Origin of the sequence: Amycolatopsis ponsaeliensis (assembly GCF_030182635.1) — a bacterium.
GTDB lineage: Bacteria > Actinomycetota > Actinomycetes > Mycobacteriales > Pseudonocardiaceae > Amycolatopsis > Amycolatopsis ponsaeliensis.
In genome coordinates, this window is the sequence record NZ_JAPZLD010000024.1 from 85,420 (window position 1) to 100,876 (window position 15,457).

The following is a 15,457-nucleotide window of genomic DNA, read 5'->3' on the forward strand; positions in this document are numbered from 1 at the left end:
CAGACGGCGGGAGCCAGCCGGGGCGGACGTGGGGACAGGCTGGTCGTCGCGGCACGACAGGCCGGGCAGACCGGGGCATTGGAGTAGCGGCTCAAGGCCGTCTCGCAGCGTTCGCACCCGGCCATGACCGCTACCGGACCGGGTGCGGGGTGCGAAGCCGGTCGAACCAGGCGGCGATCGAGCGCTTGTACCCCTCAGGCATGCGCAGCCCGGAGATGTCGTGCTCGGCGAACTCGCCGATCCGGCTGTGCTCGTGGCTGATCACCGGCGCCGCGCCGGATGCCGTAGTGCAGCCGTAGGTCACGATGAACACATCCTTGTCGGCCACGGCGATGTGGTACACCCAGGCATCGAGGATCCCCGCAACCTCGACCGGCAGCCCCGACTCCTCGGTGATCTCCCGCGCGACGCACTCCTCCGGGGTCTCGCCGGGCTCGATCCGGCCGCCCGGCAGCTCCCATTCGCCGCGCTCGTTGTGCACCAGCAGCACCCGGTCGTCCCGGACCAGCACGCCCTTGATCGACACCGGGTATCCGGCCTCCACCACCGACACCAGCCTCCCGCCATCCGTGCGCCTTCTGTCACCGACCGTAGCAGCGCAACGAGGTCGTCCACGCCGCCGCGAGGTTGACAATCTGTCAGTGGACGCCGCGCGCTCCGACCCGGTGTGCTGGTCAGACCGCAAGAACCGTCGCCGAAGGGGAGAGCCGCCATGTCCGTGACCGCGCTGCCGGACTGCCGCGTCGACATCGCCGCGGCGGGCGGAGTCGGCGAGCTTGCCGCCGTGCTGGCCCGTGACGGTGTCGCGCTGTTCGACGGTGTGCGCACCGAACGACAGCTGCGGCAACTGGCCAACCGGCTCGGCCGGCTCGTGCCCCACCGAGATAGCACCCACTCGGGCCTCACAGTGATCACCGACCGCAGGAACGCCCGCACGCCTGCGGGACAGGGTGGGTTCAGCCGGCACGCTCTGGCCGTACACACCGACTGCTCGAATCTGCCGCGGCCTCCGCTGCTGGTGGCCATGACGTGCGTCCGCCCCGCCGAGCGCGGCGGTGACTGCGTCCTCGTCGACGGCCACGCGATTCACGACGAGCTGGCCACGATCGCTCCCGAAGCCCTGGCCGACCTGTCGGCCAGGCGCGGCGCCTACTTCGGCGGAGCGGCCGGGATCGTCGGAAACGTCTTCGAACCCGACCCGGGCGGCTTGGTCGGCATCCGGCTCCGCCGCGACGAGCTGGCCCGGTTCTCCCCGCAGACCCAACGCTGGCTCGACCTGCTCACCCAGATCATCAACCGCCACACGATCACCCTCCCCACGCGGACCGGCTGCGGGTACGTCGTCAACAATCGCCGCTGGCTCCATGGCCGCACCGCCTTCACCGGCCCGCGGACGATGTACCGGGCCCTCATCGAGCCCCTACCGGCGTGGCGCATCCCAGCCGGCTTCGCCCAGGCGATCGCGCCATGACGGACGTCGCCGCGCCCTACTGGGTACCCGGGCCACTGGAAATCGCCGGGGAGCTACAGCGCGGCAAGTGGGCCATCGCATGCTGGGAAGACCTCGGCCCGGACGAGGACCTCAGCCGCTGGCAGGCCACCGTGCGCGAGGCCTGCACCGCCGACGTGGACCCGCTGTTCCTCGACATCCGCCGCCGCAGCCTCACCCTCGTGCTCAACGCCGCCCTCCCCGCCCCTGATGACGAGCAGATCCACCTCTCCATCGCCGCCGTCGAAGCCAGCCGCTTCACCGAGCGCCCCATCCGCCCGAAGCACAACCGTGGGAGGAAGGTCCTGTGATCCAACGCGAGCAAGGCATCTTGCTCCAAGAGGACCGCCTCGGCCGACAGTGAACAGCCCCCATTTGCTGATCTGAAGGAGAACCCGCAATGTCGATCACGACCAGCACCCACCGGACCGGACGCTCCCTCGTCTCCCACGACCTCTTCCACCGGCTGACCGACCGCATCGTCAAGACCGAGTCCTTCGAGCGCGACCTCGCCGAGCGCATCATGGACCAGGCGCTGGCCTTCCTCCTCGCGTGCGCAACCAACGTCGGCGCCCCGCTCGCACCAAGCGAGCTCGTGGACATCGGCTGGCACACCTTCCTCCTCGACACCAGCGAGTACGCCACCTTCTGCGACCGCGCAGCCGGCCGCTTCATCCACCACGTACCCAACGACAACGAACACACCGGCAAGTCCCCCGACGACGTCCTCGCACGCACGGTCACGGCCATGCGCACGCTCGGCTTCCACCTGGACGACGCCCTCTGGCCACGCACCGCGCTCAGCAGCTGCACCGGTTGCCACAATGGCTGCCACGACGACCCGCCGCCGACAAGCCAGGAGGACGCGCAGCATGCCCCGCAGTACCTGGGATGAGCTGCCCGCCATGGTCCGGGCGGCCATCGAACACGAGACCGGCGACGTCCACGAGGCAGTGCTTCCCAGCGCCGGCCGCAACTCCGACTTCTCCGCGACTCTCGACACCGCCTCGGGCACCATCTTCTGCAAGGGAATCGCCGACGCAGACGGCAAACGCGGGCGCATGCACCGGCACGAAGCCGCCGTCAACCCGGTCCTCCCGAAGTCGGTCACGCCTCGCTTGCTGTGGCACACCGAAGCCGACGGCTGGCTGCTGCTCGGCTTCGAGCACTCCCCCGGACGTCACGTCGACCTGTCACCGAACTCGCCTGATTTGGACGCAGTGCGAGACGCCGTCACAACGATGGCCGACGGGCTCAAGACGGCGTCAGTCGAAGCACCGATCCTGGCGGAGCAGTGGGCTCGACTGGCTGCCTGGCGACGACTCGCCAAAGACACCCCGTCCGATCTCGACCCGTGGGCTCGGGATCACCTCGACCAGCTGACGACCTGGGAAGCCGCCGCGATCGAGTTCGTCGCCGGCAACACCCTCGCCCACACCGACCTGCACGCGCTGAACCTGCTCGCGCACGACGGCAAGGTCCGGATCGTCGACTGGGCCTGGTCCCGGCACGCCAACGCCGCCGTCGACCCGGGGTTCCTCATCACGCGCCTGATCGAAGCCGGACACGACCCCGCCGACGCCGAAGCCTGGGCAGAGCAGCTACCGACCTGGCGGCAAGCTCCTGCGGAACCACGAACGGCTCTCGCGGTCGCGATCTGGGGCATCTGGGAGTACCTGGAACGCCACCAGCCCTTGGCCCACCGCCCGGCTCTCACCGCCGCCGCGCGGGCCTGGGCGCACCACCGACTCGCGAGCCGTCCCTGAACCGCACGAACGATGACTGGCTGAGCCTTCGAGACCCCGGCGTCCGCCGACGCCGAGCACCATAGCTTCGACCACGAGGACCACCAGGTGACCATCGATCGAGAACCGGCCCTGCGGGTCGGCGCCCGCGTCCTGCTCCTCAACCGCGACGACGAAGTCCTGCTCATCCACACCCGCGACCCCGACGACCCCAGCCACCACTGGTGGGAACTCCCCGGCGGCGGCCAAGACCCCGGCGAGAAGCTCGAGGACACCGCCCGGCGCGAGATAGCCGAGGAGACCGGCCTCGTCGTGGACCAGATCGGCCGCAAGCTCTGGACCCGCGAAAGCCGCTTCACCTACGGCGTCGAACGCGTGCAGCAGGCCAACATCGCGCAGCCGGGGAACCACCCAGTCTCGTGTCGCACCCGACGCCACCGCCAGCCGGAGGCCACGTTCGCGCGCGGTGTCCAAATACGTCACGACGCCGGCACGCGGCCCTTCGTCCTCGAGCAGCGCGACGATCCGCGCCTTCACCGTCAGCCAGGTCGCCCGAAGATCGAGCTCGTCCTTCCGACGGCCGAGCAGGGCGAGCATCGCAGCCTTGGTGTGCTGCGTTCCGAGCACAGCGTGCCATGCCGACGGCGGAATTTCAGCACCATGCTCCCTGAACGTCTCCTGCCACGCGCGCAGCGCCGCGGACTCGGTGTCGACCAGCAGGCCATCGAAATCGAAGAGCAACGCACCCGTGAACACCCTGTGCACTCTCCCCAAGAGCCACTCATCTGGCGGAGACCTGTGCGACCGATGAGCCGGCGTAGCCGGCGACGGTGCCGGCAGAACAGCGTGTTGATCGATCCGAACGTCCGCTCGACGACCGCCTTGTCGGTCGACGTCCGAGCCGGGAACGACGGGACCGGAGCGACGTCCTCGAACCCGACATCCGACGCCTCTCTCAATTCTCGCTGCCGCGACGCCAGCTGAGTCGAGGAATCCGATCTTGAAGGCGCGCTCGGCTGCGGTAGGCACTGCCGCCGCGCCACAACTGGCACTCGACCAGCAGAAACACCCGAACGAGGTGAGGCCAACTCACCTTGCCGAAATCAGTCTTGCGGCGGCCGGGGCGGTCAAGCTCGGTTGAACCGGGCGGCGAATCGTGCGGTGAACAGGTCAGCACCCTTGCGTTCGTGGACCGTCTCCGTGGTCGCCGCGGAGGGGCCGTGGGGAGTCGGGAGCTGGCCGACTCCCGCGTGTGTTCCCAGCGGGAGCAGGATTCGCCGGTCGAGTGTCGGGGTGTGGACGGCGTCCGGCTGGTCGCCGGCGAGCTGCGCCCTGATGTTCCTCACCACGATCGCGGCGTGCTCCATCGCGTAGGACGCCATTTTCGGGTCCGGGAGATCGGCTACGTCGCCAACGGCGTAGACGTGGTTGTGGTCCCGGACGTTCAGGTGCTCGGTGACCGGGATCATTCCCTGGTCGGTCAGCGGCGTCAGATGTCCGTCCGCCAGGCAGCCGGTGTTGATCCGGACGCCGAACGCGCGGAACCAGATGTCGGCGACGATCTCCTCGCCCTGGTCGGTGGTGACCGCGAAGCGGGCGGCCTGGCCGGGCGGTACCGGCGGCAGCGCGGTCAGGCCGGCGCCCAGCCGCAGTTCGATGTCGCGCTCGTTCAGCTGATGATGCAGACCGTCGCGTACCTCGGGCAGGAACCCGGGGAGCAGCTGGTCGGCCCGGTCGACGATGATCACGGCCTTGTCCGGCCAAACGTCCTTGATCTCGCCGGCCAGTTCCAGGCCGACCGGGCCGGCACCGAGGATCAGCACGCGACCGGCGCCGGAGAGCTCCTTGTGTGTCCTTCGGAGATCGTCCAACTGCTGGGCGACGTCGTTGGCTTCCGGGTTCGGCTTGGCTGGATACGAGTAGCCGGAGCCAGTCGCCAGCACGAGATAGTCGGCCTCGACCCGCTGACCCGACGCGAGCGTCACGCCCTTCGGGTCCACCGAGACCGCCCGGTCGCGAATCACCCGTCCCCGCTCGAGCAGGGTTCCGAACGGGAAGAACGCGTTGGGCGCCCAGTCCGGTCGGGTCAGCGCCCGCAGTGACGCGGCTGCGTTGACGAAGCCCTCCCGGGGATCGACGAGAATCACGTTCGCGGCGGCATCCAGCTCTTTGGCCACCAGCGTTCCGCCGTACCCTCCGCCGATGACCATGACCGTACGTTCCATGCCGCGCCTCCTAGACGAGTTGACGTGACAACTATAGCTCGAAAAGTTGTCTCGTCAACTCCGTCGCCGGTATGATTCGGCCATGGCCGGACCACGCACGCTGACACCCGAGCAGTGGGAGCTCTGGCACATCTGGATGCAGGCTCATCGCCTCCTCAACCGCGAGCTGGACCGCGATCTGCAGCGCGAGTACGGCATCTCCAAGGCCGAGTTCAGTGTGCTCGTGACTCTGCACCAGGCACCCGGGGGCCGGATGCGCGTCGGCGAACTGGCCGAGTCGCTCGACTGGGAGAAGAGCCGCGTCGCGCACCAGCTGACCCGGATGGAGAACCGCGAACTGGTGAACCGGACCGACAACGAGTCCAACGGCCGCCGCGCCGGGATCGGCCTGACCGCCAAGGGCCGCAGCGCCGCCCAGAACGCCCTCCTGGGTCACGCGGACAACATTCGCCGCTACTTCTTCGAGGTGCTTGCCCCCGACCAGGCCGCGGCTGTCCACGAGTGGAGCCGCCAGACGGTTGACCGCATCGAGTCCAACGAGGGACCGTCCATCAGCGCTATCACCACAGAGATCGCCGAGTAACGCTCGACACTTTCTCGAGCGACCGCGATATCGCCGGCAGACCCGGCTGGTAGATCGACATGCTCGCGCTCACTCGACGGCGTCTGCGCGGGTCCGGGACGGTGGTTGTTGTTGCGCGTACGGGTCGCCCCTTCATCAACGCGGTGCCGCGGACGTCCTGAATGGACGGTGCCGATACGGCGGTCGTGGACTGATCCCGGACAGCGGACCTCTACCGGTCTCCCCCGCCGGCGCCCGGCCGATGGCACGAAACCGCCGGCCGGGCGGGATGTTGTGTTTCAACTGACGAAGATCTGCCAGCGCAGGTTCGGGCTGCCGTCGTCGTTCCACAGCTTGAGCGGCGAACCCGAGCCGACATTGCCGCCGCTGTCGAGCACGAGTCCGGTGGCGCGGTTGGCGATCGCGTAGAGGTTGGTCGCCGTGTCGGTGATCGCCCATTGCTGGCTCGTCGCGCCCGTGTAACCCGTCTGCACCGGGTTCGACCCGGGCTGGGTGGCGCCCGCGCCGTCGAGGACCAGGCCGTTGGTGCGATTGAGAAGCTTGAAGAACCCGTCGCCGGCTTCCTCGATGTGGAACTGCAGGTTCGGGCTGCCGTCCCAGGTCCAGGTCTTCAGGGGGCTGCCAGGGGCCACCGCGCCGCCGCCGTCGATGGCGAGACCGTTGGTGACGTTGATGATCCGGAACCACCGCGCGGGGTCGAAGCTCACCCGCACGGACACGATGGTGTCATCGCTGCCGGTCGTCCGCAGGTCCGGGGCAGGCGCGGTGTACACGGTCCGTTTTCCGGAGAGGCCGTCGCCCGAATATCCCTGGGTCTCGTAGCCGTCGGCGGGCCAGATCGACGAGAGGGTCCGCGGTGCGAGGCTCTTCGCCTGCAACTGAGCGGCGGTATAACTACCGACGGTAAGCGCCGCATTGGCACCGCCGTAGTTCCAGTCGGCGAACACGGCCGCGCCGGTATCGGGACGCACCCCGGGAATCTTCCCGGCGAAGGTCAGCCGCAGCGCGTACGCGGGCGACGCGAACGGCTTCGCGGCGGGCATGACTACCCGTAGGCCGTCCGCGTCCTGGCTGAAGGACAACCGGATCCCGGGCGCGCCGAGCAGTTCGACCCGCTTGAGCGAGGACGCGTCGAAACGCTTGCCCGACAAAGTGGTCATGGTCAACGTTGCCGCATCGCCCGGCCAGGCCAGAACCGTCGCATACAAGACGCGCCCGGCCTTGTCGCGGGTGAACCGGATGTCCTTGGCGGTCCCGACCTTCGGCGCGACGAAGGAACCGCCGCCCATCTTGGTCGGGCCTTCGCCGTAGACGTCCCACGCGCGCGTCGCGTAGATCGATTCGCCCTCACGACGGAGGTAGTCCCCGACGTCGCGCAGCACCGCGCGCTGCTCGTCGGGAATGGTTCCTTCGAGAGTCGGCGAAATGTTGAGGAGCATGTTGCCGTTCTTGCTGACCCGGTCGATGAGCGCGTGGATCATCTGTGTGCTCGAGTAGTAGCCGATGCCCTGGGTGTAGCTCCAGCTGCTGCTGCTGATCGCGTCGTCGGTCAGCCAGTAGGGCCGGACGATGTCGGCCGGTCCCCCGCGCTCGTAGTCCGCGACCTCACCCAGAGTGTCGAAACCGTGGTCGAAGTGCTTGTAGGTGGCGACGACGTCTTTGCCCCACTTCTCGGCCTGGTTGTAGTAGTACGCAAGAAACTCCAGGCGCTGCTGCTCGCCGACCGCGCACGGCCCGCTGTTGAAGCAGTAGCCCGGCGAATTCAGGCCGAAGTCCTGCCACAGGATGTCCGGCCGGGTGCGGTCGAGCACCTCCTTGAGCTTGGCGAACCACAGCGCGTCCTCCTGGGCACGCGGCAACTGGCCGTACAGCTTCTGCAGGCTGGGGTCGGTCTGGCGTGGCGAGAAGTCGTAGAAACCGTTGTAGTTGAACGAATGGTGCATGGCCACCAGCAGCTTCAGCCCCTGGCCCCGCACGGCCTTCGCGAACAGGTCCAGCAGATTGAGCCGCGGGCCTTTGGCCACCGAGTTCCACTCGTTGACCTTGCTGTCCCACATCGAGAAGCCGTCGTGGTGCTCGGCGACCGGTCCGGCGAACTTCGCGCCGGAGTCCTTGACGACCCGGGCCCATTCCTCCGGGTCGAACTGGCCGCCCCGCGACACGAGCTTCGGTGCGAACTGGACGCGATTGCCGTTGGCGTCGGTCCCGCCGTTGATGAACCGGTCGTAGCCCCAGACCGTGGGATCGCCGTAGGTCGCCTTGTGGTGGTTGTTCTCGTTGCTGCCCGGCCGGTACATGTCCCGGCCGTACCACTCGCTGCCGTACTCCGGCGTGGTGAACGCGCCCCAGTGCCAGTAGATGCCGAACTTGGCGTCCTGGAACCATTCCGGCGACGGCGGATGACGGTCGACCGAGGGCCAGTCGGCTTCGTAGCGGCCGCACTTCGCCGCGGCCGTGGCTCCGCCGGGCAGTACGGCGGGCAGGGCCGTAGCGGCGAGCCCGGCTGCCGCGAGGGCGCCGAACCTGCGCCGGGACAAGGGATTCTCAGCAGGATGCGTCATTGCGACCTCCCGATCGTTGGGTGGACTAGCAGGTCGTCAGCTGCCGCAGCAGCTCCGGCGGAACGTTCCGCCGGAAGGACCGGATATTCTCGTCGAGCTGGTTCTGGCCGGTGACACCGACCAGAACCGACGTCACCGCGGGATGGGCGACGGCGAAGGAAAGTGCGGCCGCGGGCAGGCCGATGCCGGACTCTCCCGCGATCTCCCGCATGCGCTGAGCCCTCGCGAGGAGCAGTGGCGACGCGGGCGCGTAGTCGAACCAGGCCCCTGGACGTGGGTCGATGAGCAAGCCGGAGTTGAACACACCACCCAGGACGACGTCCACCCCGGCCTTGCCACACAGGTCGAGCAGCACGCTGCCCGCCGCGTCGAGCAGTGTATAGCGGCCGGCGAGCAGGACCACGTCCACGTCGAGACGGCGGACGAACCGGGCCGGCATCTGCCACTGGTTCATCCCGACGCCGATCGCCGACACCAGACCTTCTTCGCGCAGCCGCCGCAGCTCCGGCCACGCGTGGTCGTAGATGTCCTGCTCGTGTTCGTCCGGGTCGTGCACGTAAACGATGTCGAGGCGGTCGAGACCGAGCCGCTCCAGGCTCAGCTCGATGTCCTTTCGCACCGCACCTGCGGAGAAATCGAAGGAACAATCCTGTTCGGACAGTGTCCGGCCGACCTTGGTGGACACTGTGTAAGAGTCCCGGGGCAGCCCGCGCAGCGCTTGCCCGAGCCGGCGTTCGGCCACGCCGTAGCCGTAGTAAGGGGCAGTGTCGAAGTAACGGACCCCGGCCTGTGCGGCCGCCAGCACGGTCCGCACGGCCACTTCCTCGTCCACCTGACCGAAGACGTTGCCGAGACCGGACGTGCCGACACCCAGCCTGCTCATCGTCACCTCGGCACGCCGAAGCTGCCGCTGCTCGAAGGGATCCGGCATCGTCAGTTCTGCTGCTTACCGCTGGTGATGCGCGACATGACCAGCGCCACGAGGATGATCGTGCCGTTGAGCGCGCCGATCCACTGTGCGGGCACTCCGGCCAGCGTGAGCGCGTTCTGGATCATGTAGAGCAGCAGGATTCCGGTGAACGCGCCGAACAACGTGCCCCGGCCGCCGTTGAGGCTCACGCCGCCGATGACAGCCGCGGCGAACACGGTGAAGATGTAGCCGTTGCCCTGCCCCGAGGCGACCGAAGCCAGCCGCCCGGACAGCAGCAGGCCGCCGAGCGCGGCGAGCGCGCTGGCACTGATCAGCACGATCCAGACGATCCGGTCGGTCCGGATGCCCGCCGCCTTCGCCGCGTCAGGATTTCCGCCGATCGCGTAGAGGCTGCGCCCGAACCGGGTGTAGCCGAGCAGCACGATCCCACCCGCGAACAGCAGCACACAGACCCAGATCGATGCCGGGACCCCGGCCCACAGCGTGGTACCCAAGTACAGCATTTCCTCGGGCAGGCCGAAGAAGGTCTGCCCACCGGAGATGCCGGTCAGCAGGCCGCGCAGGACGATCAGCATGCCCAGGGTGACGACGAAGCCACTCAGGCCGAACCGGACGATCAGCAGCGCGTTCAAGGCGCCGACCAGCACCCCGACGGCCAGCACGACGGGCAGCGCGGCCCAGCCCGGCAGCAGGCCGAGCGAGTGCCCGCCTTCGACGGTCAGCCAGGCCGCCACACCCGGCGCCAGTCCGAACGTCGATTCCAGCGAGAGATCCATCTTGCCGACGACCAGCACCATCGTCTGGGCGAGCACCAGCAGCGCGATCTCCGACATCGTCTGCAGGATGTTGATCACATTGTCGTACTGCAGGAACACCGGGTTCACCAGCTGGCCGACCACGGCGATCGCGATGATCCCCGGTACCAGGGCGAAATCGCGCAGCCGCGCCAGGACGAGCCGCTGCGTGCCGGACGCCACAGGGGCGGTGGCTTGCGGTTCGGCGTCGCGGAGCGCGGTGGGGGTCTCAGACATCGAGGTCGACTCCTTCCATGGCGGCCACGACGTCGCGGTCCTGCCAACCTGCGTGCAGTTCGGTGGCCAGGCGGCCGTGGATCATGACCAGCACCCGGTCGCACAGGCGCAGGTCGTCCAGTTCGTCGGAGGCGATCAGCACCGCGGCGCCGGCGCCGGCGATCTCGGCGACCTTGCCCAGCAGGAACTCCTTCGAGCGCACGTCGACACCGGCGGTGGGGGTGATCAGCACGAGCAAGCGTGGGTCGCCGGCCAGCGCGCGGGCCATGACGACCTTTTGCTGGTTCCCGCCCGACAGTGCCGACACCGGCAGCTCGGGGCCGGGTGTCTTCACCTCGAGCCGGGTGATCATCGTCCGGGCGAGCCGATCCCGCTTGTCCGACTTGACGAAGATGCCGGGGCCGAGCCGGTCCATGACACTCATCGTGGCGTTGTCCGCGATGGACATCTCCGGCACGAAGCCCTGGTGATGCCGGTCTTCGGGGACGAACCCGACCCCTGCGGCCAATGCCGCCGGGACGTCCCCCGGCCGAGGCCGACGGTCTCCGATCCGGACGGTCCCGGATCCGGCCTTGCGCAGTCCGACGACGGTCTCGGCGACCTCGGTCTTGCCGCTGCCACCCGACCCGGCCAGACCGACGATCTCGCCGGGCGCGATGTCGAACGACACGTCGGCATAGGCCGGCTCGAGGTTCAGCTCACGCACGCGCAGCACAGGTGGTGCATCGCGGCGAGCCGTCGTGATCCGGGCTTCGATCGCCGAACCGGTGTCCTCCGCGGTCATCGCTGCCACCAGATCGGCGTGCGGCAGGTCCGCCACCGGTGAGGTCAGGACGTGCCGGGCGTCGCGGTACACCGTCACCGTGTCGCAGATGTCGTAGACCTCCTGCAGGTGATGGCTGATGAACAGGAAGGTGACACCTTGGCGCTGCAGCTCGGCGATGTGCTCGAACAGCCGCGTGATCGCGGCGCCGTCGAGCTGCGCGGTCGGCTCGTCGAGGATGACGAACCGCGCGCCGAACGACAGCGATCGCGCGATCTCGACGAACTGGCGCTGTTCGACGCTCAGCTCCCCTGCCGGCCGCCGGACGTCGACGTCCACCGACCAGCGGTCGAGCAGGTCCGTAGCCGCCCGCCGGACCGCGGGCCAGCGAAGCAGTCCGGCGCGGGTCTCCTGCCGGTTGAGGAACAGGTTCTCCGCGACGGACAACTCCGGGATGATCGTGGACTTCTGGTACACACACGCGACCCGTGCCCGCCAGGCGTCCCGATCGGAGGCCTTCGGCGCCGGTTCGCCACCGAACCGGACGGTCCCGGAGTCCGGGCCGTCCAGTCCGGTGAGGACCGACACCAGCGTCGACTTCCCCGCGCCGTTGCGGCCGACGAGGGCATGCGTCTGTCCGGGTAGGACGGCCAGGTCGGCGTGGTCCAGTGCGACCGTGGCGCCATAACGCTTGCACAACTGGTGTGCCTCGACCACCGGCATGGTGTTCATGTTCGCTTCCTCTCTGAAGCGGGGACGCCGGTTCGCATCAGTTCTTGCTGTTGCCCCACAACGACTGGTCGTCGACCTTGACACTGGTGACCGGGCCGAAGGTGGCGCCGTCGGCGGTCACGAGCGGAGCCGCGAGCTGGTCCTCCATCAGGCCTTCGCGGATCTGCAGGATGGTGCTGTCGTGGTCGGTCTTGCCCGCCACCGGTGTCTTACCCGCGATGGCGTCCTTGATGTACTGCAGGGCGTACTTGGCGAACAGGTCCGCCGGCTGGGAGACGGTCGCGTCCATCTCGCCCGCCCGGATCTTGTCGAGTTCCTCGGCGATGCCGTCGTTCGACACGATGAACACGTGCTTCGGATCCGCGGCGGGCACGAGCACACCGCGCTGCTTGAGCAGCTGGAGTGTCCCGGCCAGCGCGAAGCTCGATTCCATGTAGACACCCTTGATGTCCGGGTTGGCCGTCAGCCGGGTCTGCAGCTTCTGCGCCGCAGTGTTCGCGTCCCAGTTCGTGGCCTCGCCGAACACGGTGATGCCGGGAAAGTTCGTCTTCATGCACTCGTTGAACGCGTCGGTGCGGTCCCGCCCGTTGATCGAGTCCAGGCCGCCTTCGAGCATCACGACCTTGCCCTTGCCGGCGAGCTTGGTCCCCAGAAACCGGCAGGCCTTCTCGCCGTAGGCACGGTTGTCCGCGCGGACGACCATGTAGACATTGCCCTGGTCCGGCCGGGTGTCGACGGAAACGACGGGGATCTTCTTCGTCGCGAGCTGCTGCAACGTGGGGATGACCGCCGCGGTGTCCTGCGGGGCCATGACGACACCCTTGACGCCCTGACTGATCATCGTCTGCACGTTTGCCGTCAGATTCGCGATGTCGTTCTGGGAGTTGGTGGTTTTGATGTCGAGGCCGAGCTGCGTGGCGAACTGGGGCGCGTACTTGATGTAGGCGTTCCAGAAGTCGGTGTCGGAACGGGGATAGTCGACTCCGACGACGGTGCTGCCGGAGGCGGCGGTGGAGCCGCTTCCGCTACAGCCTGCCAGCGTGGCCGCGGTCAGGACGCCGGCGACGGCGGCACACAGGGTTGAGAACTTCATGACCTCTCCTCGTTGAGCGGTTGGGGGCGGAGCCGCAGGCCGGACATACCGCCGTCCACGGCGAGATCGGTGCCGGTGGTCGCACCGGCCTCCGGGCCGGCCAGGTAGCAGATGGCCGCAGCGACTTCGTCCGCCGTGACCAGCCGTCCGGACGGTTGCCGGGCGGCCAGCGCGGCCAGTTCGGCCGTGGGATCTTCGGCGGTGGCCAGCAGCCGGTCGATCCACGGCGTGTGGGCCGTCCCGGGGTTGACGCAGCAGACGCGGATGCCCTCGCGCAGATGGTCTGCGGCCATCGCCCGGGTCAGCGCGAGGACCGCGCCTTTCGTGGAGCTGTACAGCGCGCGCTGCGGGAGCCCCGCGGTCGCGGCGATCGAGCAGGTGTTGACGATCGCCGCGCTGCCGGAGTTCCGTAGGTGCGGCAACGCGGCCCGGCTCACCCGGACCATGCCTAGCACGTTGACGTCGAACACGCGATGCCATTCGGCGTCGTCGTTGTCCTCGACAGTGCCCTGCGCGCCGATTCCCGCGTTGTTGACGAGGACGTCCAGGCCGCCCAGCCGGTCCACGGCCTCGGCGACCCCGGTGCGCACCGACTCGTCGTCCGAGACGTCGGCGTGCACTCCCGTCAACGGTGGGTCGACCGCTTCCTTGAGATCGAGGCAGACGACCCGGGCACCTCGTTCGGCCAGTAACTGGGCCGTGGCAAGCCCGATACCCGAAGCTCCGCCGGTGACGACGGCGCGGATGCCTTCGAACTCCCTCACGCGACCACCGCCTGGGTGGCCTCATGCCAGGCTGGGCCGTCCGGGAACCGGTATCGGGCCACGGATTCGGCATGCAGACGCGCCCCGAGGCCGGGCTCCGTCGGCGTCACGTAGCGGCCTGCGGCGATCTTGACCGGGTCCACGAAGTGTTCGTGCAGGTGGTCCACGTATTCGATGACCCGGTCCTGCTGGGTCCCGCTGACGGCGACGTAGTCGAACATCGAGAGGTGTTGCACCATCTCGCAGAGCCCGACACCCCCGGCGTGCGGGCACACCGGAACGCCGAACTTCGCGGCCAGCAACAGGATCGCGATGTTCTCGGTGACGCCGGCCACGCGGCTCGCGTCGAGCTGGAGGATGTCGATCGCCCCAGCCTGCAACAGCTGTTTGAACATCACGGCGTTGTGGGTGTGCTCACCGGTGGCGACCTTGATCGGCGCCACCGCCCGGCGGATGGCGGCGTGGCCCAGCACGTCGTCCGGGGACGTCGGTTCTTCGATCCAGTACGGGTCGAACTCCGCCAGCGGCGCCAGCCACTCGATGGCCTGGTCCACACCCCAGGCCTGGTTGGCGTCGATCGCGATCTTGATGTCTGGTCCCACCACCGAACGGGCGAGCCGCATCCTGCGGACGTCCTCGTCGCGGTCGGCGCCGACCTTCAGCTTGATCTGGGTGAAGCCGTCATTCACGGCTTCGGTCGCGAGCTTGGCCAGCTTCTCGGGTGAGTAGCCGAGCCAGCCCGGGCTCGTGGTGTAGGCGGGATAGCCCGTGGTGAGCAACTCGGCCTGGCGCTGCGCGCGGCCCGGCTCGGCCTGCCGCAGGATGTCCAGCGCCTCCTCACGGGTCAGTACCTCTTGGAGGTACCGGAAGTCGACCAGATCGACCAGGTCCTCCGGCGTCATCTCGGCCAGCAGCCGCCAGACCGGCTTGCCCTCGATGCGAGCCTTCAGATCCCAGGCCGCGTTGATGATCGCGGCGGCGGCCATGTGGATGGCGCCCTTCTCCGGCCCGAGCCACCTCAGCTGACTGTCGCCGGTGAGGCGGCGGGAGAAGCCGCCGAGGTCGGAAAGCATTTCTTCGACCGGCATGCCGAGTACCAGGGGAACCAGCGCCCGGACCGCGGCGACCTGGACGTCGTTGCCGCGCCCGACGGTGAAGGCCAGGCCGAACCCGTCCTGCCCGCCACTGGTCCGGATGGTCACGTAGGCGGCCGAGTAGTCCGGTTCCGGATTCATCGCGTCGGATCCATCAAGGTCGAGCGAGGTCGGAAACCGGACATCTACGGCGTCGATGGCACTGATCACTTCGGCCACACGGCCACCTCTCACTCGGATTCGATGCCCGGGCGCTCTGTGTCGATGAGCGACACCAGGGCCGTGAGACAACATATGTATGGCTACGCGTCAGATGATCGATTGTCCAGACGATGCCCGTAACACGACCATAACTTGGACACAGTGTTACCAACGCTTGCAATGTGCAGCTTTTTTCCCATCCCCCGAAGAGCTCTCGACTGAGACATCACATGTCTGTTAGCTTT

General features: G+C 68.2%; 14 protein-coding genes and 2 pseudogenes. 6 read left to right on the top strand and 10 right to left on the bottom strand.

Annotated features, from left to right (window positions below; all coding sequences use genetic code 11):
- Positions 1 to 130: 130 nt before the first annotated feature.
- Entirely contained in the window at positions 131 to 547 is a 417-nt protein-coding gene (locus tag QQ657_RS31695; RefSeq protein ID WP_284745943.1) for an NUDIX hydrolase, read from the bottom strand.
- Positions 548 to 712: 165 nt separating this feature from the next.
- Here QQ657_RS31695 and QQ657_RS31700 point away from each other — a divergent pair, with 165 nt between their 5' ends.
- From QQ657_RS31700 to QQ657_RS56770, 5 genes and pseudogenes are all read left to right on the top strand, one after another.
- Positions 713 to 1,471, top strand: a complete 759-nt coding sequence (locus tag QQ657_RS31700) for a TauD/TfdA family dioxygenase (RefSeq protein ID WP_284745944.1) — start codon at positions 713 to 715, stop codon at positions 1,469 to 1,471.
- Positions 1,468 to 1,800 carry a hypothetical protein gene (locus QQ657_RS31705; RefSeq protein WP_284745945.1) on the top strand — a complete coding sequence of 111 codons (333 nt, stop codon included), beginning with the start codon at positions 1,468 to 1,470 and terminating at the stop codon, positions 1,798 to 1,800. The genes QQ657_RS31700 and QQ657_RS31705 overlap by 4 nt, the downstream gene beginning before the upstream one ends.
- Positions 1,801 to 1,889: 89 nt before the next feature.
- Positions 1,890 to 2,384 carry a glycine-rich domain-containing protein gene (locus QQ657_RS31710; RefSeq protein WP_284745946.1) on the top strand — a complete coding sequence of 165 codons (495 nt, stop codon included), beginning with the start codon at positions 1,890 to 1,892 and terminating at the stop codon, positions 2,382 to 2,384.
- Complete coding sequence (locus QQ657_RS31715; protein WP_284745947.1) at positions 2,362 to 3,255, top strand: phosphotransferase family protein; 894 nt, start codon at positions 2,362 to 2,364, stop codon at positions 3,253 to 3,255. The genes QQ657_RS31710 and QQ657_RS31715 overlap by 23 nt, the downstream gene beginning before the upstream one ends.
- A gap of 87 nt (positions 3,256 to 3,342) precedes the next feature.
- Positions 3,343 to 3,540: pseudogene (locus QQ657_RS56770) on the top strand (NUDIX domain-containing protein); the annotation flags it as partial.
- A 99-nt stretch (positions 3,541 to 3,639) separates the two neighbouring features.
- Here QQ657_RS56770 and QQ657_RS56775 read toward each other — a convergent pair.
- Positions 3,640 to 4,263 (bottom strand): annotated as a pseudogene (locus QQ657_RS56775) (HAD family hydrolase); the annotation flags it as partial.
- 98 nt (positions 4,264 to 4,361) lie between these two features.
- Positions 4,362 to 5,459, bottom strand: coding sequence for an NAD(P)/FAD-dependent oxidoreductase (locus QQ657_RS31725; protein WP_284745949.1), 1,098 nt, complete (start codon positions 5,457 to 5,459; stop codon positions 4,362 to 4,364).
- Positions 5,460 to 5,541: 82 nt separating this feature from the next.
- On the opposite strand from QQ657_RS31725, the gene QQ657_RS31730 reads away from it, so the two are divergent.
- Complete coding sequence (locus QQ657_RS31730; RefSeq protein ID WP_284745950.1) at positions 5,542 to 6,042, top strand: MarR family winged helix-turn-helix transcriptional regulator; 501 nt, start codon at positions 5,542 to 5,544, stop codon at positions 6,040 to 6,042.
- Between the two features lie 278 nt (positions 6,043 to 6,320).
- On the opposite strand, the gene QQ657_RS31735 is transcribed toward QQ657_RS31730, so the two are convergent.
- From QQ657_RS31735 to QQ657_RS31765, 7 genes are read right to left on the bottom strand one after another with little or no spacing between them, the layout of a single operon-like run.
- On the bottom strand, positions 6,321 to 8,603 hold the full coding sequence (locus tag QQ657_RS31735) for an alpha-L-fucosidase (protein WP_284745951.1): 2,283 nt from the start codon (positions 8,601 to 8,603) through the stop codon (positions 6,321 to 6,323).
- Between the two features lie 25 nt (positions 8,604 to 8,628).
- Positions 8,629 to 9,534 (bottom strand): aldo/keto reductase, encoded by a 906-nt coding sequence (locus QQ657_RS31740; RefSeq protein ID WP_284745952.1) that lies wholly within the window; start codon positions 9,532 to 9,534, stop codon positions 8,629 to 8,631.
- A 2-nt stretch (positions 9,535 to 9,536) separates the two neighbouring features.
- Positions 9,537 to 10,565 (bottom strand): ABC transporter permease, encoded by a 1,029-nt coding sequence (locus QQ657_RS31745; protein ID WP_284745953.1) that lies wholly within the window; start codon positions 10,563 to 10,565, stop codon positions 9,537 to 9,539.
- Positions 10,558 to 12,060: a sugar ABC transporter ATP-binding protein gene (locus QQ657_RS31750; RefSeq protein ID WP_284745954.1), complete on the bottom strand. Its 1,503-nt coding sequence runs from the start codon at positions 12,058 to 12,060 to the stop codon at positions 10,558 to 10,560. The genes QQ657_RS31745 and QQ657_RS31750 overlap by 8 nt, the downstream gene beginning before the upstream one ends.
- 37 nt (positions 12,061 to 12,097) lie before the next feature.
- On the bottom strand, positions 12,098 to 13,153 hold the full coding sequence (locus QQ657_RS31755) for a sugar ABC transporter substrate-binding protein (RefSeq protein WP_284745955.1): 1,056 nt from the start codon (positions 13,151 to 13,153) through the stop codon (positions 12,098 to 12,100).
- Positions 13,150 to 13,917, bottom strand: a complete 768-nt coding sequence (locus QQ657_RS31760) for an SDR family NAD(P)-dependent oxidoreductase (RefSeq protein ID WP_284745956.1) — start codon at positions 13,915 to 13,917, stop codon at positions 13,150 to 13,152. Before QQ657_RS31760 ends, QQ657_RS31755 begins: the two co-directional genes overlap by 4 nt.
- Complete coding sequence (locus QQ657_RS31765) at positions 13,914 to 15,230, bottom strand: enolase C-terminal domain-like protein (protein ID WP_284745957.1); 1,317 nt, start codon at positions 15,228 to 15,230, stop codon at positions 13,914 to 13,916. The genes QQ657_RS31760 and QQ657_RS31765 overlap by 4 nt, the downstream gene beginning before the upstream one ends.
- Positions 15,231 to 15,457 lie beyond the last annotated feature (227 nt).

What these genes read in the sequence shown, in the direction of transcription:
- QQ657_RS31715 (WP_284745947.1), top strand. Translation starts at nt 2,362, where the DNA reads ATGCCCCGCAGTACCTGGGATGAGCTGCCCGCCATGGTCCGGGCGGCC.
- QQ657_RS31725 (WP_284745949.1), bottom strand. Translation starts at nt 5,459, where the DNA reads ATGGAACGTACGGTCATGGTCATCGGCGGAGGGTACGGCGGAACGCTG.
- QQ657_RS31735 (WP_284745951.1), bottom strand. Translation starts at nt 8,603, where the DNA reads ATGACGCATCCTGCTGAGAATCCCTTGTCCCGGCGCAGGTTCGGCGCC.
- QQ657_RS31710 (WP_284745946.1), top strand. Translation starts at nt 1,890, where the DNA reads ATGTCGATCACGACCAGCACCCACCGGACCGGACGCTCCCTCGTCTCC.
- QQ657_RS31730 (WP_284745950.1), top strand. Translation starts at nt 5,542, where the DNA reads ATGGCCGGACCACGCACGCTGACACCCGAGCAGTGGGAGCTCTGGCAC.
- QQ657_RS31745 (WP_284745953.1), bottom strand. Translation starts at nt 10,565, where the DNA reads ATGTCTGAGACCCCCACCGCGCTCCGCGACGCCGAACCGCAAGCCACC.
- QQ657_RS31700 (WP_284745944.1), top strand. Translation starts at nt 713, where the DNA reads ATGTCCGTGACCGCGCTGCCGGACTGCCGCGTCGACATCGCCGCGGCG.
- QQ657_RS31740 (WP_284745952.1), bottom strand. Translation starts at nt 9,534, where the DNA reads ATGCCGGATCCCTTCGAGCAGCGGCAGCTTCGGCGTGCCGAGGTGACG.
- QQ657_RS31705 (WP_284745945.1), top strand. Translation starts at nt 1,468, where the DNA reads ATGACGGACGTCGCCGCGCCCTACTGGGTACCCGGGCCACTGGAAATC.
- QQ657_RS31750 (WP_284745954.1), bottom strand. Translation starts at nt 12,060, where the DNA reads ATGAACACCATGCCGGTGGTCGAGGCACACCAGTTGTGCAAGCGTTAT.
- QQ657_RS31755 (WP_284745955.1), bottom strand. Translation starts at nt 13,153, where the DNA reads ATGAAGTTCTCAACCCTGTGTGCCGCCGTCGCCGGCGTCCTGACCGCG.